General features: G+C 41.5%; 19 protein-coding genes. 14 read left to right on the top strand and 5 right to left on the bottom strand.

The genetic code is table 11. From position 1 onward, the window contains the following. Positions 1 to 64 precede the first annotated feature (64 nt). The gene (locus EFB00_RS00630) at positions 65 to 814 is read right to left on the bottom strand and encodes a peptidylprolyl isomerase (protein WP_122645015.1); all 750 of its coding nucleotides are present in this window, start codon (positions 812 to 814) and stop codon (positions 65 to 67) included. A gap of 167 nt (positions 815 to 981) precedes the next feature. Between EFB00_RS00630 and EFB00_RS00625 the strand changes: the two genes are divergently transcribed. From EFB00_RS00625 to EFB00_RS00615, 3 genes are all read left to right on the top strand, one after another. Then, positions 982 to 2,073 carry a DUF871 domain-containing protein gene (locus EFB00_RS00625; protein ID WP_122645014.1) on the top strand — a complete coding sequence of 364 codons (1,092 nt, stop codon included), beginning with the start codon at positions 982 to 984 and terminating at the stop codon, positions 2,071 to 2,073. A gap of 144 nt (positions 2,074 to 2,217) precedes the next feature. After that, the gene (locus EFB00_RS00620) at positions 2,218 to 2,850 is read left to right on the top strand and encodes an NUDIX hydrolase (protein ID WP_122645013.1); all 633 of its coding nucleotides are present in this window, start codon (positions 2,218 to 2,220) and stop codon (positions 2,848 to 2,850) included. 77 nt (positions 2,851 to 2,927) lie between these two features. After that, on the top strand, positions 2,928 to 3,836 hold the full coding sequence (locus EFB00_RS00615; RefSeq protein ID WP_122645012.1) for an alpha/beta hydrolase: 909 nt from the start codon (positions 2,928 to 2,930) through the stop codon (positions 3,834 to 3,836). A 105-nt stretch (positions 3,837 to 3,941) separates the two neighbouring features. Here EFB00_RS00615 and gap read toward each other — a convergent pair whose 3' ends face one another. Further along, positions 3,942 to 4,952 (bottom strand): type I glyceraldehyde-3-phosphate dehydrogenase, encoded by a 1,011-nt coding sequence (gap, locus tag EFB00_RS00610; RefSeq protein ID WP_122645011.1) that lies wholly within the window; start codon positions 4,950 to 4,952, stop codon positions 3,942 to 3,944. 232 nt (positions 4,953 to 5,184) lie between these two features. On the opposite strand from gap, the gene EFB00_RS00605 reads away from it, so the two are divergent. From EFB00_RS00605 to EFB00_RS00570, 8 genes are all read left to right on the top strand, one after another. Beyond that, a complete protein-coding gene (locus tag EFB00_RS00605; RefSeq protein WP_420889748.1) occupies positions 5,185 to 5,853 on the top strand; it encodes a DUF421 domain-containing protein in 669 nt (222 codons plus the stop codon). A gap of 283 nt (positions 5,854 to 6,136) precedes the next feature. After that, positions 6,137 to 7,450 carry a GTPase ObgE gene (obgE, locus tag EFB00_RS00600; RefSeq protein ID WP_122645010.1) on the top strand — a complete coding sequence of 438 codons (1,314 nt, stop codon included), beginning with the start codon at positions 6,137 to 6,139 and terminating at the stop codon, positions 7,448 to 7,450. Positions 7,451 to 7,603: 153 nt separating this feature from the next. Continuing rightward, a complete protein-coding gene (locus tag EFB00_RS00595) occupies positions 7,604 to 8,206 on the top strand; it encodes a DUF1269 domain-containing protein (protein ID WP_122645009.1) in 603 nt (200 codons plus the stop codon). 67 nt (positions 8,207 to 8,273) lie between these two features. Beyond that, the gene (rnz, locus tag EFB00_RS00590) at positions 8,274 to 9,218 is read left to right on the top strand and encodes a ribonuclease Z (RefSeq protein ID WP_122645008.1); all 945 of its coding nucleotides are present in this window, start codon (positions 8,274 to 8,276) and stop codon (positions 9,216 to 9,218) included. After that, complete coding sequence (locus EFB00_RS00585) at positions 9,215 to 10,003, top strand: SDR family NAD(P)-dependent oxidoreductase (RefSeq protein ID WP_122645007.1); 789 nt, start codon at positions 9,215 to 9,217, stop codon at positions 10,001 to 10,003. Before rnz ends, EFB00_RS00585 begins: the two co-directional genes overlap by 4 nt. Positions 10,004 to 10,013: 10 nt before the next feature. Beyond that, on the top strand, positions 10,014 to 10,385 hold the full coding sequence (locus EFB00_RS00580; protein ID WP_122645006.1) for a LapA family protein: 372 nt from the start codon (positions 10,014 to 10,016) through the stop codon (positions 10,383 to 10,385). A 207-nt stretch (positions 10,386 to 10,592) separates the two neighbouring features. Beyond that, on the top strand, positions 10,593 to 12,905 hold the full coding sequence (gene recJ / locus EFB00_RS00575) for a single-stranded-DNA-specific exonuclease RecJ (RefSeq protein ID WP_122645005.1): 2,313 nt from the start codon (positions 10,593 to 10,595) through the stop codon (positions 12,903 to 12,905). Then, positions 12,906 to 13,418, top strand: coding sequence for an adenine phosphoribosyltransferase (locus EFB00_RS00570; protein WP_122645004.1), 513 nt, complete (start codon positions 12,906 to 12,908; stop codon positions 13,416 to 13,418). It begins immediately after the preceding gene. Positions 13,419 to 13,500: 82 nt separating this feature from the next. Here the strand turns inward: EFB00_RS00570 and EFB00_RS00565 are convergent, their stop codons facing one another. Then, entirely contained in the window at positions 13,501 to 13,716 is a 216-nt protein-coding gene (locus EFB00_RS00565; RefSeq protein ID WP_122645003.1) for a hypothetical protein, read from the bottom strand. 120 nt (positions 13,717 to 13,836) lie between these two features. Next, complete coding sequence (lexA, locus tag EFB00_RS00560) at positions 13,837 to 14,457, bottom strand: transcriptional repressor LexA (protein WP_122645002.1); 621 nt, start codon at positions 14,455 to 14,457, stop codon at positions 13,837 to 13,839. Positions 14,458 to 14,730: 273 nt separating this feature from the next. Between lexA and EFB00_RS00555 the strand changes: the two genes are divergently transcribed. From EFB00_RS00555 to EFB00_RS00545, 3 genes are all read left to right on the top strand, one after another. Continuing rightward, entirely contained in the window at positions 14,731 to 14,970 is a 240-nt protein-coding gene (locus EFB00_RS00555; RefSeq protein ID WP_122645001.1) for a DUF896 family protein, read from the top strand. A gap of 85 nt (positions 14,971 to 15,055) precedes the next feature. Continuing rightward, positions 15,056 to 17,050 (top strand): transketolase, encoded by a 1,995-nt coding sequence (gene tkt / locus EFB00_RS00550; RefSeq protein WP_122645000.1) that lies wholly within the window; start codon positions 15,056 to 15,058, stop codon positions 17,048 to 17,050. Positions 17,051 to 17,292: 242 nt separating this feature from the next. Then, positions 17,293 to 17,673 (top strand): hypothetical protein, encoded by a 381-nt coding sequence (locus EFB00_RS00545; protein WP_122644999.1) that lies wholly within the window; start codon positions 17,293 to 17,295, stop codon positions 17,671 to 17,673. 52 nt (positions 17,674 to 17,725) lie between these two features. Here EFB00_RS00545 and EFB00_RS00540 read toward each other — a convergent pair whose 3' ends face one another. Next, on the bottom strand, positions 17,726 to 18,571 hold the full coding sequence (locus EFB00_RS00540) for a MerR family transcriptional regulator (protein WP_122644998.1): 846 nt from the start codon (positions 18,569 to 18,571) through the stop codon (positions 17,726 to 17,728). Between the last annotated feature and the right edge of the window lie 24 nt (positions 18,572 to 18,595).

Below are 18,595 nucleotides of genomic sequence, written 5' to 3'. Positions count from 1 at the left end.
AAGCTCCGAATGATCAAATAGTCATTCGAAGCTTTTTTTAATCAGTTCATTTATGATCGTCTGCTTATTTTGCTTCTTGCAGGATCTTGATAGATTTGATCTTGACAGGATCTTTTGGTGTCGAATCTTCACCCATACTGTTGGCTTCTCCGGTAGTTTCAGCTTCAGCGATCTTATCAACGATGTCTAATCCTTCCACTACTTGCCCAAAGACAGTATACTGGCCATCAAGGCTTGGCGCGCCGCCTTTTTTATAGGCTTCGATGATTTTTTCCGGTGTAAATTGTTTTGCCAATCCTTTTGACATGTCATCATGGTTTTGTACGATGAAAAATTGGCTGCCGATACTATTAGGCTGGCTGGATTGCGCCATCGAAAGAGCACCGCGAATATGATACAGCTCATCAGAGATCTCTGTGCCGAATCCTTCGCCCCAGATGCTTTCGCCGCCAGTTCCATCACCTTTAGGATCGCCCCCTTGGATCATGAAATCTTCAACAGTACGGTGGAATGTCAGACCGTCATAATAGCCTTCTTTCGCGTGTGTGATAAAATTTTCGACAGCTTTTGGCGCCAAATCAGGGAATAATTTGATTTTCATGGAGCCGGCTGTTGTTTCCATTTCGATCAGATCTTCATTTTCAGCTGCCTCGTTATTCAATTGAGGCAACTTTAAAGAACTAAAGTCTACTGAAGAAGAGGTAGTTTGTTCTGTTGTGGAGCTTTCTGATGAATTTGTAGCAGTGTTGCCGCAAGCGCTTAAAAGTAAAGCTGCCGCAATCGATCCGATAGTGAGCCATTGTTTTGTTTTCATATCATGTTCCTTTCCATTTGTATTCTCACTAAGCATATCAAATAACTAAAACACTGGCTAGTGTTTCTAAAAATTCTAGGAATGAAGAGAAGAGGTGTAGACCAAATTTTTTGGGAGTGTTATAATGTAAGTGCATTCACAAATAGTTGTTACTAGGAGGATTCACAATGGGAAAATTAGGTATTTCGATTTATCCAGAACGTTCAACATTTGAAAAGGATAAAGCATATTTGGATTTGGCGCATAAATATGGCTTTAAACGGGTATTTACCAGCCTTTTACAAATCAAAGACGACAAAGAAAAAGTATTAGCTGAATTCAAAAAAGTTGTCGACTATGCGAACCAGTTGGATATGGAAGTGATGGTAGACATCAATCCAGCGTTATTCGATCAGTTAGATATTTCTTACGATGATCTGTCTTTCTTTAAAGACATGGGAGCAGACGGTGTTCGTCTGGACGTAGGGTTTACAGGTGCGGAAGAAGCGCGAATGACTCGTAATCCGTATGGAATCAAGATCGAGATCAATATGAGCAGCGGAACGAATTATTTAGATAATATCATGAGCTACTCACCAAACACGAATCAATTACTAGGATCACATAATTTCTATCCTCATCGTTATTCTGGATTAAGTTATGATCACTTTGTTTATTGTTCGAAAAAATTCCGGAAATATAATATCAATACAATGGCTTTTGTGAACTCTCATGATGCCACATTTGGACCATGGCCGACACAAGACGGATTATGTTCATTAGAAGATCACCGTGATTTAGAGATCGCGACGCAAGTGAAACATTTAGTATTAACTGGTCTGATCGATGATATCACCATCGGTAACGCATATGCTTCTGAAGCAGAAATGAAAGCAATGGCTGAAGCATTCAACGCTCCTTATCCAACTTTGAAAGTGGATGTGGCAGATGATATTACCGAAAATGAACGAGTTTGTCTATTCGACAATCTGCATAGCTATCGTGGGGATCGTTCTGAATATATCCTGCGTTCTACTATGACTCGTGTTTATTACAAAGATAAGGAATTTCCTCCTCATAATACTAAAGATATGACTCATGGCGATGTTTTGATCGATAATGTGGAATACGGTCAATACAAAGGGGAAACACAGATCGCTTTGAAAGATATGAAAAACGACGGTCGTGTAAACGTTGTGGGCCGAATCTCTGATGACGAACTGTTTTTATTGGACTTCATTAAACCTTGGTCCAACTTTAAATTAGTGGAAAATAAATAATCATTGGAATGATCCTTGAATTAAAAGACCAAGCGGCTGCCGCAAAACATTTTTGTTTTGCAGCGGCCGCTTTCTCTTATCTTTACTTTGTAAGATACTTTGACAGGTTTTATGTGTTAATTTGTATAGTGAAGAGGTGAGAAGATGGATGAGAAAAAAATCGCTTTGCTGTTGAGTAAATTACAAGGCATCGCGCAAACCGGTTTGACCTATGGAAAAGACGTGTTTGATTCAGAGCGATACACGCAGATTTTACAAGTCACAACTGAATTGACCCAGTCGTTGACAGATCTTCCTGCTGAGAAGATTCGATATTATATGGAAACCGATGAAGGCTACGCCACGCCAAAAGTCGATATCCGAGCTGTCATTTTTTCTGAAGACCGCTTATTATTAGTGAAAGAAAAAAGCGATGGGACATGGGCACTGCCTGGCGGTTGGGCGGATATTGGCTATTCACCTTTTGAAATCGCTGAAAAAGAAGTGCTGGAAGAAGCCAACATCCACTGTTGTGCTCAACGCTTATTGGCAGTCAAAGATAAAAGCAAGCACGATTATCCCGCAAGTTTGACTTATGTCTACAAGTTTTTCATTCTCTGCCAGCCGCAAGAGCACCAGATTCCCAAAGAGTTCGAAACCATTGAAACATCCGCGGCGGGCTTTTTTTCTGAAGCGGAGATCCAAGAACTGCCGCTTTCGCGTGCTCGAAATACCGAATCTGATTTTGCGATGATCTTTGCGGATCATCGTGAGATACAAGAAACATTTTGTGATTGAACATCGACTTGCATAAGCCTGAAGTTTTCTTTATACTGAAAACTGTTTTTAACAACAATTGATTGGTGGAGGCAAACGTGAAACGAATTTATAAAATCATTGGCATTGTCATCGTTCTTTTGATCATTGGATTGGGCTTTGCCGGTAATTATTTCTATAACTATGCAGTCGTCCCTTCAGAAAAAGACTTTTTGAGTCCCAAAGCAGAGGCGGCGGAAAAGAAAGATCCATGGTTTGATGGGAAAACGCGGGAGAATTGGTATCAAGTTTCCTCGGACGATTTGAAGTTGCGGGCTATCTATCTGCCAGCGGAAAAAGACCAGAATAAAACGGCGATTTTAGCTCACGGATACATGGGAGAGGCTGAAGAAATGAAAGATTATGCCAAAATGTATCACGATATGGGCTATAATGTTCTGATCCCTGACGCGCGAGGACATGGTAAAAGCGAAGGCGACTATATCGGTTTTGGCTGGCCGGAGCGAAAAGATTATGTCGGATGGATCAATGAGGTCCTTAAAAAGAACGGCAATAATGAAGAGATCACATTATTCGGTGTCAGCATGGGAGCCGCAACTGTTATGATGACCAGCGGCGAAAAATTACCGAAAAATGTCGTATCCATCGTAGAAGATTGCGGTTATAGTTCTGCAAAAGCTGAATTGACTTATCAATACAATGAACTGTTCGATCTGCCGGACTTTCCACTGATGGAAGTTACCAGTCTTATTACCAAGCTGCGTGCCGGTTACTTTTTTGAAGATGCCGACGTCCTCAAGCAGTTAAAGAAAAATAAAGTACCAATGCTGTTTATCCACGGCGACAAAGATACCTTTGTGCCGACTTCGATGCTGGCACAAGTTTACCAAGCAACGGATGCACCTAAAGAAAAATGGGTAGTACATGGAGCCGAGCATGCGAAATCATTTTCTGTCGATCCATCTGCGTATAAAGAAAAAGTCCAAAGCTTTTTAGAGAAATATTGATCAGGATCGTTGAAAGATTTACTTTTAAAATCAGATACATTAAAAAGCAGGCACCTGCAACGTCATTAAGACGAGCAGATGCCTGTTTTTTTTACGGAGTTCAGATTATAAGTTTGCGAATTTTTCTAACAAACGAATCATTTGGCAAGTAAAGCCGTATTCGTTATCATACCAAGCGACTGTTTTTACTAATTGGAAGTCGCCGGCTGCGGTTACTTCGGTTTGAGTTGGGTCATAGATTGAACCAGCCGTTGTACCGATCACGTCTGAGGAAACGATTTGACGATCATCGTAACCGAAAGAAGGATTATCGACTGTATATTTTTTCATTGCTTCATTGACTTCATCAGCAGTAACTTTTTTCTTCAGAATAGAAACAAGTTCAGTCAATGAACCATCTACAACTGGTACGCGTTGTGCGTGTCCTTGTAGTTTTCCGTTTAATTCAGGGATAACCAATCCGATCGCTTTTGCTGCACCGGTGGAGTGAGGAATCGTGTTATCTGCTGCAGAACGAGCCGCACGAAGATTGCCGCCGCGAACTGGTCCGTCTAACAGCATTTGTGTTGAAGTATACGCATGGATCGTTGTCATCGTTCCAACTTCGATACCAAATTCTTTATTCAAAAAGTAAGCCATTGGTGCTAGGCAGTTTGTCGTACAAGAACCAGCGGAAATGATTTGATCATCAGCTGTCAATGTGTCGTCGTTGACATTGTAAACGATCGTTTTCATTTGTCCGGCAGGAGCAGAGATCACGACGCGTTTTACGCCAGCATCTAAGTGGGCTTGAGCTTTTTCTTTTGAAGTATAAAAACCAGTACACTCTAAAACGATATCTACGCCGTTTTCTTTTGCCCATGGGATCTTACTTGCATCAGGCTCAGCGTAAACACGCGTTTCTTCGCCATCAACGATGATTGAATTATCCGTAGCTGTCACTGTACCTGGATAAGTACCGTGAGTAGAGTCGAATTGCAACAATTGTGCCAACATCACTGGACTTGTCAGATCATTGATCGCTACCACTTCGATATCATCAGAAACTTCTTTGATTCGACGGAACGCCAAACGTCCGATACGTCCAAAACCATTAATACCAACCTTGACTGTCATAAAACTTCCTCCCTAAAACAATTTTTATAAAACCTTTTTTGAAAAGGCTTTACTATATTAATATAATGAAGCTAACTCGTTTTTTTGTCAAAGATTTCGTTTTTTTAATCGAAAAAATTGAAACTTTATTCGGGTGATTCTGTTTTACTTCCCGCCCTTTACACAAACAACTTTCTTAGACTCCGTTTAGATAAATGGTATAGTAAATGTAAGGAGGAGAGGAGGGATTCAAGTGTTTGGGATGATCGCACTTAAACTGGTTGTTGGCTTATTGGGATTATTATTGGTAGTTCGTTTGATAGGGAAAAAATCTTTATCGGAAATCACGCCTTTTGATTTGATCTACACATTGGTATTAGGCGGGATATTAGAAGAATCATTGTACGATGACAAAGTAAACATCGGTCACTTACTCTTGGCTTTAGCTTTATGGGCAGTGATGATTTATATCATCGAACAAGTAGTCCAAAAAAATGAAAGAATCAACCGCTGGATCAAAGGCGAGGCTGCGGTACTTGTTAAAAACGGTGTCTTGAATCTGAAAGAAATCTCTAAGAACCACATTGAAATGGAACAATTAAGAGAGATGCTCAGACAAGCAGAGTGCTTCTCACTGGAAAACGCAAAACATGTCGTGTTGGAAAATGCTGGACAAATCAGCGTGCTTAAAGAATCAGAAGATAACAAAGTAATGACGATCTTGCTGGTGGATCAAGGCAATATCCAGAAAAAAGTTCTTCAGACACACGGATTAAAAGAAAGCTGGTTGAGGGAAAAATTAAAAGAAGAAGGCCATACCAACTTGAAAGACATCGTTTATGTAGAATGGTCAGAGGAACGGGGCTTTTACGTAGTCACTAAATCCGAGACAGAACATCGGATCTATCGGATCGATGGCTGATTATTAATAAAAACAAAGCTGCATGATAAGTAGTAGAAGGCACTATTCTTACGGTCAAGTCAGAGATATCTGTTAGTCCTCAAAAATGACTGTTTAAGACTAGTTTGCTCTCAAAACGCTTAACTTGCAGTTTTTTATTTTTCAGTAAATAAACTAGCCATTTTCTTTATTTTATGTTACATTGAAGCGTCGTAGATAGTCGTAGAGATAAATGATAGTTTGTAGACGATGACGGATGATTTCCGTTATAATCAAATAGGAATTGAAGTAAGGAGGGCAAGAAATGTCCATGTTTTTAGACCAAGTAACCATTGACGTAAAAGCTGGTAAAGGCGGCGATGGGATGGTTGCTTTTCGAAGAGAAAAATATGTGCCGGACGGTGGACCGGCTGGCGGTGACGGCGGACAAGGCGGCGATGTCATTTTAGTTGTTGATGAAGGTCTGCGCACGCTGATGGATTTTCGTTATAACCGCCATTTTAAGGCACAGCCTGGTGAAAATGGCATGAGTAAGGGGATGCACGGACGAGGGGCGGAAGATACAGTTGTCAAAGTTCCGCCTGGCACAACCGTTCGTGACGCAGATACAGGCGCGTTATTAGGAGATTTGATCACTGATGGTCAAACATTAGTAGTAGCAAAAGGCGGTCGCGGCGGTCGCGGAAATACCCGTTTTGCATCTCCTAAAAATCCTGCACCGGAATTGGCCGAAAATGGTGAACCGGGACAAGAAAGAAAAATCGAATTAGAATTGAAAGTTTTGGCAGATGTTGGTTTAGTGGGATTCCCATCAGTTGGAAAATCTACACTTTTATCAGTGATTTCTTCTGCTCGTCCTAAAATCGGAGCATACCATTTTACTACATTGGTTCCTAATCTGGGAATGGTCACGACATCAGATGGACGCAGTTATGCAGTGGCTGACCTGCCTGGTTTGATCGAAGGTGCTTCGCAAGGTGTCGGTCTGGGCACGCAATTTTTACGTCACATCGAACGCACACGGGTCATTTTGCATGTGATCGATATGAGCGGTATCGAAGGTCGCGATCCTTACGAGGATTATCTGGCGATCAATAAAGAATTGGCTTCCCATAACCTGCGCTTGATGGAACGCCCGCAAATTATTGTTGCCAATAAAATGGATATGCCGGATTCAGAAGAAAACCTGCAAAAATTCAAAGAGCAGATCGCCAAAGAGAAGACAGATGAGTATGCCGATGATCTGCCGATCTTCCCGATTTCCAGCGTAACACGCAAAGGGATCGATGCATTATTAAATGCGACAGCGGATCTTTTGGAAGTCACTCCTGAATTCCCATTATACGAAGATGAAATGGAAGAAGATGCGGTACATTACGGCTTTACGGCTGATGCGCCGGAATTTGAGATTTCTCGCGAACCTGATGCGTCTTGGGTACTTTCTGGTGCGAAAATCGAGAAACTATTCCAAATGACCAATTTCGATCATGATGAAACAGTGATGCGTTTTGCACGTCAGCTGCGCGGTTTAGGCGTAGATGAAGCGTTGCGAGCTCGCGGTGCGAAAGATGGCGACATCATTCGTATCGGTAATTTTGAATTTGAATTTGTTGAATAACAGATGAACTGCTTTTTTCTGCTTGATTTTCAGCAGAAAGCATAAAGACCGCTATTGACGTATTTTCGTCAATAGCGGTCTTTTTAAGTGATTTCTTTTTCTATTCTTGCGTATTATTGGTAAAATGAAAGAAAACAGTAAGGAGAAGATATTATGACAAAACGAGTAATCGTAATGAATTTCGAGGTAGAATCTCAAGCATATCAAGCTTTTTCTGAGATCAAAAAAATAGCTATGCGAGGGGAAATCAAAGGGGAACAGATGGCGGTAGTCACACACTCGGCTGATGGTGATCATAACTTCAAGATCGATGATTTTCTAGATTTTACCGGCAGCAATAAAACTTCCAGAGGCGGACTGATCGGGATGCTTGTAGGTATATTAGGCGGACCGCTGGGAATCCTTTTGGGATGGTTTGGCGGCAGTATGATCGGCGCTACGCAAGATGCGAAAGAAATCAAAGATGCGCAAAATGTTTTTGAATATCTGATCACTCAAATCGGTGAAGGGCAAACCGGATTGATCCTGATCGCCGATGAAGAAGACAATCGTCCTATCAATCAAGTGATCATCAATGAATTAGGCGGCGGTGTGACTCGTCTTGACCTAGATGAAGTAGAAGAAGAAGTGAAGAAAGCACAAGAAGTAGAGAAAAAGACTCAAGAAAACGCCCAAAAAGATTGGGACGCTGAACATGAGCAAAACACGTCTGCACCAGAAGTCGGCCCTGAGAAAAAGCAAGAAAACGATGAATAAAAATGGTATACTGGTCAATAGTGATGATTCTTTTCATCAAGATGACTAAGTAGAGAGATGGAAAATAATGGAATTAGAATTTTTAGGAACAGGTGCTGGCGTTCCGGCAAAACATCGAAATGTCAGCGGTATCGCCTTTAAACTTTTAGATGAACGAAATGCCGTTTGGCTATTTGATTGCGGCGAAGGCACGCAAATGCAGATCTTGCGTACCAATATCCGCCCACGGAAAATCGAGAAGATTTTTATCACCCATTTGCATGGTGATCATATTTTTGGGTTGCCGGGCTTGATCAGCAGCCGTTCGTTTCAAGGCGGCAATGAAACATTAGAGATCTACGGACCAAAAGGAATCAAGAATTTTATTCAAACAGCGCTAAATACTTCTCAGACGAGATTGAGCTATAATATAAAGTTTTTTGAGATCGAAAATGAAGGACTTATCTTTAAGGACCAGCAGTTTCAGGTCTATTGTCAAAAACTGGATCATGGGATCACCAGTTATGGTTATCGCGTAGTCGAAGCGGATCATGAAGGCGAACTGCAAGTAGCCGAGCTGCAAAAATTAGGGGTTGCTCCCGGACCGATTTATGGACGTTTGAAAAAAGGTGAGACGGTTACTCTAGCTGACGGTCGCCAATTAAGCGGAAAAGATTTTGTCGGTGCTGCTAAAAAAGGACGGATCGTTACGATCTTAGGCGATACTCGCAGGACGCAAAGCGCGATTGAACTTGCGAGAGGAGCAGATGCTTTAGTCCATGAAAGTACCTTTAATAAGAATGAAGCGCAGATGGCGAAAGCTTATTTCCATTCCACCACCCATCAAGCCGCAGATGTCGCTAAAAGGGCAGGTGTCAAACAACTGCTTTTGACCCATATCAGCGCGCGATATCTAGGAAAAGATGCGGTAGGTCTGGAAACAGAAGCCAAAGAGATCTTTCCTAATACAAAAATCGTCAAAGATTTTGATGTGATCGAGATTCCTTTTAATGAAAGAGGGGAAAAAGAGTGAATTTAACGGACAAAGTTGTTTTAGTAACTGGCGGATCAGGCGGTCTGGGTGAACAGATTTGTTACGAAGCCGCCAAAAAAGGTGCGATCGTGATCACTTGTGCCAGAAGAAGTGATCGGATCGAAGAAGTAAAAGAAACATGCAGCCAACTAAGTAATAAACCGGCATATGCTTTTCCATTAGATATCAGCGATCCTGACAGTGTTGACGAGCTTTTAGAAAAAGTCTACACAGAAATCGGACGGGTAGATGTCTTAGTCAATAATGCCGGGTTTGGCATTTTTGATAATTTTGCAGAGTTTGATTTGAAACGCGCTCGCGAAATGTTCGAAGTCAATGTTTTGGGAATGATGGTTTTGACGCAGCGAATCGTGATCGAGATGTTGAAACAAAAACGAGGTCATATTATCAATGTCGCTTCGATGGCCGGAAAAATGGCGACGCCAAAATCAACCGTCTACTCAGCGACGAAATTTGCGGTCTTAGGCTTTTCAAATGCATTGCGTTTGGAATTGAAGCCGGCGGGTATCCATGTGACGACTGTCAATCCCGGTCCCATCAGCACCTCGTTTTTTGATAAAGCTGATCCTTCCGGTGATTACTTAGCCAGTGTGGGGATGTTTGTTTTAGAACCTCAGAAATTAGCAACGACTATCGTTCGAAGCATGGAACATCCAAGACGTGAGATCAATCGTCCACGAGTAATGGAAGCGGCATCCCGCTTTTATACGTTGTTTCCGCATATCGGTGATTTTTTAGCCGGCGGATTGTTCAATAGAAAGTGAGTGTGGCGAAATGAAGAACCAGTGGCGGGCAATTCTAGGATTTTTGCTGGTACTGATCGTGGTTCTTTTTGCGGTTCTCAATACAATGGCGGTGACCATCAACTTCGGTTTTGGCGAGGTTAAAGCGCCGCTGATTTTAGTGATCATCGGTTCAGCCATCTTAGGAGCTGCCATTATCCTGCTGACATCGACAAGCCAGTTATATCAGCAGAAAAAAACGATCAAGGAACTAAAAAAAGAACGCCAAAATCTGCAAGAAAATTTTCAACAAAAAGTCCAAGAAGAATTGGAAAAAGAGAAACGGCTTTGGCAAAACCAACAAGCCAGTACCACTGAAGAAAATAATGATGTGCTGACAAAAGATGATACTTCAATTGAATGAATGCTGAGGTGTCTTTTTCAGGGGAAATGCAGTATCCGAACAGAAAAAGTGATTGAGCGATTTTGCAGAAGTTGATTGCAAGATACAGCAAAGAGCGCTTTTTGTTCGGATTTTTTTGTTTTAAGTGACATTAGAAAAATGAAACGTTGGTAGTTTCTTCCAATTTCAATAGGGTTTTGCTATACTTATACAGTTGGGAGTGATTACGTGAGAAACTCGAACTATCAATGGAAATTGCCTGTTGAGCAAGAAGTTTCGACAGCGTTTAAACAAGAATTATCAGATCGAAAGATCGATCAAATGGTGGGCAAGATGCTCTGGCAGCGTGGTGTTCGTACATCGGAAGATTTAGAACGGTTTTTACATCCTTCGCTGCAAGACCTTCACGACCCTTTTTTGCTTTACGACATGGAAAAGTCAGTGGAAAGAATCCAGGAAGCTATCGTCAATGATGAGAGGATCTTGGTTTACGGAGACTATGACGCGGACGGAATCACCAGTGTCACCATCATGAAAGAGGCATTGGAGCTGTTAGGAGCCAATGTTGCTTATTATCTGCCTAATCGGTTCACTGACGGATACGGACCAAATCTCAGAGTCTATCAAGAGCAGATCGATGCCGGAGTTCAATTGATCATCACTGTCGACAATGGTGTTGCTGGTCATGAAGCTATCGCTTATGCCAATTCGCAGCAAGTGGATGTAATCGTGACGGATCACCATGAGTTGCCTAGTGAACTGCCTGATGCGTTTAGTATCATCCATCCAAAGCATCCAGCAGGAGATTATCCTTTCAAGGAATTAGCGGGAGTCGGCGTGGCGTTTAAAGTTGCAACTGCATTGTTGGATGAAGTGCCGCTGGAATTTTTAGATCTTGCGGCGATCGGGACGATCGCGGACATGGTTTCCTTGACCGGTGAAAATCGTGCGTTGGTTTCTCTTGGTCTGCAAGCAATAAAAAATTCTGAACGTTTAGGTTTGCGGGAATTGCTTACTGTCAGCGGTGTAAAAGCAGCCGACGTATCAGAGAGTACCATCGGTTTTAGTGTCGGTCCGCGTTTGAATGCCATTGGTCGTTTAGGCGATCCGCAGCCGGCGGTCCAATTACTTTCAACTTTTGATGAAGAAGAAGCTAAGCGGCTGGCGAAGATGTTGGATGATATCAACAACGAACGCAAAGGGCTGGTGGAGAAGATCACTGAAGAAGCCTTTCAATTGATCGATCCGAAAAATGAGGTACATCTATTAGCGCATCCCGGTTGGCACGAAGGTGTTTTAGGGATCGTAGCTGGAAAAATCGTGAAAAAAACCGGACGTCCGACCATCGTACTGACTATGAAGGAAGACGGCAACGCCAAAGGATCAGGAAGAAGTATTGATGCACTTGATTTGTTTGGGATGCTTGACGGCATGCGGGATTTGTTTATCAATTTTGGCGGACATCATGCGGCAGTCGGTTTGACATTGCAAGCAGATAATCTTCCTGAACTGCAAGAAAGGATCAATCGCTATATTCGCGAAAATGATATTGATTTGTCTCAAGGCAGCGAGCTGATCATCGATGAAGAATTGAAATTATCAGATGTGACGATCCCGTTCATTGAATCTTTGAATATACTAGCGCCTTTTGGAACAGATAATCCGATTCCCCGCTTTATGTTTTCTGACGTTCGAGCACCGGAAAAAAGAACGATCGGAGCGGCTAATGATCATTTGAAAATGGCACTAACAGTTCCTGATCAACCATCACTAGATGTGATCGGATTTGGTTTTGGTTCTCAGGTCCAAGAATTTCAAGAAGTATTTGATGTGGTAGGACAGTTGAGCGTAAATCAATGGAACGGTAATAAAAAACCGCAACTGACATTAGAAGATTTTCGGATCAAAGACTTGCAGATTTTTGATTATCGAGCAAAAAAATCCTATTCGCAATTAGCGACTTCGGGGAATACACTGATCGTCAGTTTTGGCAAGAAATTCCCTGACGAACTTTTCAAACATTTGCAAGGAGATATTTGCTATTTCAAAGATTTGGCTGAGTTCCAATTGCAGACGGATGGTAATACCTATCAGCAGTTGGTGATCGCGGATTGCCCGGTCGATGCTGAAGTAGTCAAATCGATCGTGCAGCAAAGCGAAATCATGCGGATCTATCTGATTTGTCTGGCTCAAGATGACGCGTATCTTGACGGCATCGGAACACGGGAACAATATGCGCGGCTCTTTAAATTTGTTAATACACAAGAAAAAGTAGACGTCCGCTATAAACTGCCTATGGTGGCAAAATTTTTAAAGATTCCAGAAAAGTTATTAATTTTCATGATTCAGGTGTTTTTTGAATTAGAATTTGTTACAATAAACGACGGTGTTTTGAAAAAAACGTTGAATCCAATGAAAAAAGAACTATCAGAAAGTTCGACTTATCAAAACAGGTTGAAAAAAATACGAACAGAAGAATTTCTATTACTAAGTGATGTGTCAACCATCAAAACTTGGTTAACAATGCAGGAGGGAATATAAATGGATTTAAAAGACTATATTGCAAGTATCCCGGATTATCCGTCTGAGGGAATCATTTTCAGAGATATCTCGCCTTTGATGGCAAACGGTGAAGCATATCGGGAAGCGACAAAACAAATCGTTGATTACGCAAAAGAAAAACGGATCGACATGGTAGTAGGACCAGAAGCACGTGGATTTATCGTAGGTTGTCCGGTAGCGTATGAATTAGGTGTCGGTTTTGCACCAGTCCGCAAAAAAGGCAAATTGCCTCGCAAAACCATCGAAGTGACTTACGATCTTGAATACGGTACTGATACATTGACATTGCATGAAGACGCGATCCAACCAGGACAACGGGTCTTGATTTGTGACGATTTATTAGCTACTGGCGGTACATTGAAAGCGACGATCGACCTTGTTGAAAAATTAGGCGGTATCGTAGTCGGCTGTGCGTTTCTGATCGAATTGATGGATCTGCACGGACGAGATAAAATCGCAGGATACGATACATTGACATTAATGGAATACTAAAAAAAAGCCGAGGACTCATCGAAAAATGAGTTTCTCGGCTTTTTTTGTATAATAGGGGGCTTTCCCAATCAATCAAAAGAAATTATTCATAATGATATGTTTTTGAACCGGAAGATGCAGAATACGGATAATGACGGCGACGTTCAGATTGACGGAACTTCTTATCATCCCAGAAAGTAAACCACAGCAAGAACAAAGGGGCAAAAACCAGCAACGTCATTTCGATCCCAAAACTTTTTAGGGAAAAGCCGATCAACAAACCTAAAACGATCAGAGCAATATTTCGAATACCTTTCATTTCCTTCACCTCATTATGTAATACGAACAAATGTTTGTATTCTTATTATACGAATATATGTTCGCTTTGTAAAGAAAAAAATAGAAATCCTCAAATTATTTTTGAAGATTTCTAACAGGATCATAAAAGATCTCGATACAATCCTACGACTAATCCTAAGATCGTTACGTTCGGTAAAATGATTGGATCCATGAAATCATTTTCCGGTTGTAGGCGGATATGGTTTTTTTCTTTAAAGAATCGCTTGCACGTGGCTTCGTTCTCATCTGTCATAGCGATGACGATATCCCCGTTGTTTGCACTTGATTGTTTGCGGACGATGACTTGGTCACCATCAAGTATCCCGCTGTTGATCATACTTTCACCGCGGATCGTCAGCATGAACAAGCTGCCTGAATCATTCGCTAAATTGGGCGGTAATGGGAAAAAGTCGGAGGCTTCTTCGACTGCTAAGATCGGTTCACCGGCTGTGACCACACCTAAAACTGGGATCGTTTCTGATTGCACACCGATTTTCTCCAACCCTAATGCCGTTAATTCGATGGCGCGGGGTTTTGTCGGGTCGCGTTGGATCAATCCTTTTTTTTCTAGTCGAGATAAATGGCCGTGTACCGTAGAGGTAGAAGACAGATTGACTGCTTCACCGATCTCACGGACAGTAGGAGGATATCCTTTTTCTGCAACACGGGCATGGATGAATTTTAAGACTTCGATTTGACGATTTTCTGTACGTTTTGCCACGTCATGCACCTTCTTTCATTTTCTTATTTCAGTTTACCATAGGAAAATGGATAAATCAAACAAACGTTCGCTTTTGTTGGCGGCTGCGTAGGCTTTTTCTACTAATTATAGCTAAATGATCAATTGAAATATCTGATAAATGAAGGAAGCTATTAGCTATGTTTTTTAAAGGCTAAATGTTGTATAATCAGGACAAATAGCGTATTGGACGTTATCAAAACAAAAAAAGGCAAGCCAGTGATAGGGTAAGCCTAAGAAGAGGGTGAAAATTTCGTGCTTTCAAAAGAAAAACTTGAACGTATCAATCAATTGGCGAAAAAGAAAAAAGAAGCAAGCTTGACGGCGGAAGAGGAGAAAGAACAGATCCTTTTACGACAAGAATATCTTGAAGCCTTCCGTTCTGGAATGCGGCACCATATCGAAGGGATGAAAGTCGTCGATCCTGAAGGAAATGATGTTACACCGGAAAAATTGAAAAAAATCCAAAAAGAAAACGGACTTCATGATCGTTAAAAAAAGGCGATTGCTTTTTTTCTTGCAATCCTTTACAATGAAAGTATTAATAAAGGTAAAAAAAACCTAAATAGGAGGAATCACATTGTTTGATAAAATCGATGAATTAGGGGTCAATACGCTGCGGACATTAAGTATTGATGCTGTTCAAAAAGCCAATTCAGGACATCCGGGATTGCCGATGGGGGCTGCTCCAATGGCTTATGCACTTTGGACGAAACATTTGAAAATCAATCCAAAAACTTCACGGAATTGGGTGGATCGGGACCGGTTCGTTTTATCCGCAGGTCATGGTTCAGCATTGCTTTACAGCTTGCTGCATTGTGCAGGATACAATGTGACGATCGACGACTTGAAGAACTTCCGTCAATGGGACAGCAAAACACCAGGACATCCTGAAGTTCATCATACAGATGGTGTGGAAGCAACGACTGGTCCTTTAGGTCAAGGGATCGCTATGGCAGTTGGGATGGCAATGGCTGAAGCTCATTTAGCGGCTACGTATAACCGTGACAACTACAATGTGATCGATCACTATACTTATGCCATTTGCGGCGACGGCGATTTGATGGAAGGCGTTTCTCAAGAAGCAAGTTCTATGGCCGGACATATGAAATTAGGCAAATTGATCGTTCTGTACGATTCAAATGATATTTCATTAGATGGACCGACTTCAAAATCATTTACTGAAGATGTCGGTAAACGTTTTGAAGCATATGGTTGGCAACATATTTTAGTAAAAGACGGCAATGACTTGGAAGCTATCTCAAAAGCAATCGAAGAAGCCAAAGCAACTTCTGATCGTCCAACATTGATTGAAGTCAAAACAGTGATCGGTTTTGGTGCACCAAAAGCCGGAACTTCTGCAGTCCACGGCGCGCCGATCGGTATCGACGGTATCGAAGCTGCGAAAAAAGCGTACGGTTGGGATTATCCAGAGTTTGCAGTTCCTGAAGAAGCTGCAGCTCGTTTCAAAGAAACCATTAACGAGCCTGGTGAAAAAGCTGAGGATGCTTGGAATCAATTATTTGCTGATTACGAACAAAATTATCCAGAATTAGCGGATCAATTCAAAAAAGCTTTTGCCGGCGAATTTCCAGAAAACTGGGATAGCGAAATGCCGGTTTACGAAGAAGGTACCAGCCAAGCAAGTCGTGTTTCCAGCAAAGAGATGATCCATGCGTTATCAAAAACGATCCCTAGCTTCTGGGGCGGTTCTGCCGACTTGTCTGCATCAAACAATACGATGGTATCAGGCGAAAAAGATTTTGAACCAGGACAATACGAAGGACGGAATATTTGGTTTGGTGTTCGGGAATTCGCGATGGCGGCAGCTATGAACGGTATCCAACTTCATGGCGGAACACGGGTATACGGTGGTACATTCTTTGTATTTACTGATTACTTGCGTCCAGCGATCCGTTTGGCAGCGATCCAACATGTTCCAGTAACATACGTATTGACTCATGATTCTGTTGCAGTAGGTGAAGACGGACCAACTCACGAACCGATCGAACAGTTGGCAAGTGTACGCTGCATGCCGAATGTCCATGTGATCCGTCCAGCAGACGGTAATGAAACACGTGCTGCTTGGAAGATTGCCATGAATTCGCAAGAAACACCAACGATTTTAGTTCTAAGCCGTCAAAATCTGCCGGCACTTCCAGGAACAGACAAAGCCGCTGATGAAAATGTCGCAAAAGGCGGATACGTTATTTCTGCTCAAGAAGGGGCTAAACCAGAAGGTGTCTTGATCGCAACTGGTTCTGAAGTTGCTTTAGCGATCGCAGCTCAAAAAGAATTAGCAGCTCAAGGTAAAGATGTTTCTGTTGTTTCATTGCCAAGCTTTGATATCTTTGACAAACAAGACGCAGCATACAAAGAATCTGTTTTGCCAAAAGACGTAACGAAACGGGTAGCTATCGAAGCTGCTTCACCATTCGGCTGGGAAAAATATGTCGGATTTGAAGGCAAAATCATTGCTATCGACCACTTCGGCGCTTCAGCACCTGGTGATAAGATCTTATCTGAATTTGGTTTTACAACAGAAAATGTTGTTTCAACTTTCAACACGTTATAAAAAATATAAACTCCGGGCAACCGGAGTTTTTTGTCATTTGCAGATGTTTTGAGAGCCTTCTGATGAGACTTTTTAAAGACTTGTCGTTCAACAGCTATCTGAAACAATATCTAAAGAGCTAGAATCCAGCAATTTTACAGAATGTGAAAGACTATTTTGATCCTGTTTTGCAAAGGGAAAGCGATGGGAACTTTAAGAGTCGTTCAAAAAGCGCCAACATTTGTTTGAAGAGGTGAGAGAGTGTGAGTTGGTTAATGTTTGTTCCATTTTTATTTTTTGTACAGAATAGAAAAGATTTAGTCATTGATAAAAAACGAATCACTGGACTGATAATTATGGCGGGGATCATCCTAGTCAGCGGGTATATAAATGCGGACATCATGTCTGATCCTGCCAATGAAAACATCAGTAGTAATCTATATGACAATTTTGCCTTGCCAAGTTTACTCCTTGTATCGTCTTTGATGATAAAGGAAGTAGCAGAAAGTAAATATATCAAGTGGATCTTATTGATATTGGGACTTTTTTTATTTGGTTATATGAGTCTGCATTACTTGATCGGTTTCCATAACCCTTATTGGGAAAATCTGGGATGGAGCATAAAAGATGTGTATGGATTTTAACGATAATTGTCTGTAACCACCAAATAAAATAGTAATCAAAAATACAGCACCCTTACTCTGCGGGTGCTGTATTTTTGATTACTGGGATCAAGACCTCGAAAATCTGGTCTTCAGGATTTTCAGAGGTCGTTTCGTCCTGCCACAAGAGCTCCCAAATATCGCCATTCAATTGGTAACCATGTTCTTTCAAGTAATTGCGGAAACGATTGTTGAAAATATTGATGTGATGGATCTCATCTTTCATAAATCCAGAGACATAATATCCGGCAGGGCGCTGAAGGATCTGTTGGTCTTTGTAAAGATGCAGACGTTCTGAAGGGATCTTGACCAGTGCGCGATAAGGTGCATCGTGGAAATTTTCTTCATAAAACGCGCCACCTTCCACTAAAAAGCCGATGGGGTGGCCGCTGAACAAGTCACTGCTGTCAATGGAAGAATAAAATCTGCCGTAAACTTGCAGGGAATTGATATCGTAAAAATTTTCGATGACTTCAGAAGCCACAAAATATTCAGCTTCACGATAGGAATAAGTGATGGATTCTAAGTCAAAGTTTTTTAAAGTCGTATAACGGTCAATGTAATTATCCAACGACTGACGGATATTTTTCAACTTAGCGATTTCCTCATCGATCCGCTCTTTTTGCTTCATAAATCCTTCCAATACATAAGAAACATTGCGATTTTTTAAAAATGTCTGGATTTCTTCCAAGGGAACATCAAGATTTTTTAAAAGTAAAATGACATCCAGTTCAAAATATTGCTCGATACTATAATAGCGATAACCGTTTTCGCCTATTTTCACGGGCTTGAACAAACCGATCTGGTCGTAATAAATCAACGTACGGCGGCTGATACCGGCATAATTAGCCATTTCGCTGATAGTCAAAAATTTTTTCATCAAAATGTTCCTTTCTCTATTGAC

The organism is Enterococcus mediterraneensis (assembly GCF_900604485.1).
GTDB lineage: Bacteria > Bacillota > Bacilli > Lactobacillales > Enterococcaceae > Enterococcus_C > Enterococcus_C mediterraneensis.
Note: the sequence above shows the minus strand (reverse complement) of the source record. Positions and strands in the feature narration are given on the sequence as shown.

Excerpts from the sequence above, each read along its gene's own strand:
- EFB00_RS00630 (WP_122645015.1), bottom strand. The coding sequence starts at position 814 with ATGAAAACAAAACAATGGCTCACTATCGGATCGATTGCGGCAGCTTTA.
- EFB00_RS00625 (WP_122645014.1), top strand. The coding sequence starts at position 982 with ATGGGAAAATTAGGTATTTCGATTTATCCAGAACGTTCAACATTTGAA.
- EFB00_RS00620 (WP_122645013.1), top strand. The coding sequence starts at position 2,218 with ATGGATGAGAAAAAAATCGCTTTGCTGTTGAGTAAATTACAAGGCATC.
- gap (WP_122645011.1), bottom strand. The coding sequence starts at position 4,952 with ATGACAGTCAAGGTTGGTATTAATGGTTTTGGACGTATCGGACGTTTG.
- obgE (WP_122645010.1), top strand. The coding sequence starts at position 6,137 with ATGTCCATGTTTTTAGACCAAGTAACCATTGACGTAAAAGCTGGTAAA.
- EFB00_RS00595 (WP_122645009.1), top strand. The coding sequence starts at position 7,604 with ATGACAAAACGAGTAATCGTAATGAATTTCGAGGTAGAATCTCAAGCA.
- rnz (WP_122645008.1), top strand. The coding sequence starts at position 8,274 with ATGGAATTAGAATTTTTAGGAACAGGTGCTGGCGTTCCGGCAAAACAT.
- EFB00_RS00580 (WP_122645006.1), top strand. The coding sequence starts at position 10,014 with ATGAAGAACCAGTGGCGGGCAATTCTAGGATTTTTGCTGGTACTGATC.
- EFB00_RS00570 (WP_122645004.1), top strand. The coding sequence starts at position 12,906 with ATGGATTTAAAAGACTATATTGCAAGTATCCCGGATTATCCGTCTGAG.
- EFB00_RS00565 (WP_122645003.1), bottom strand. The coding sequence starts at position 13,716 with ATGAAAGGTATTCGAAATATTGCTCTGATCGTTTTAGGTTTGTTGATC.
- EFB00_RS00540 (WP_122644998.1), bottom strand. The coding sequence starts at position 18,571 with ATGAAAAAATTTTTGACTATCAGCGAAATGGCTAATTATGCCGGTATC.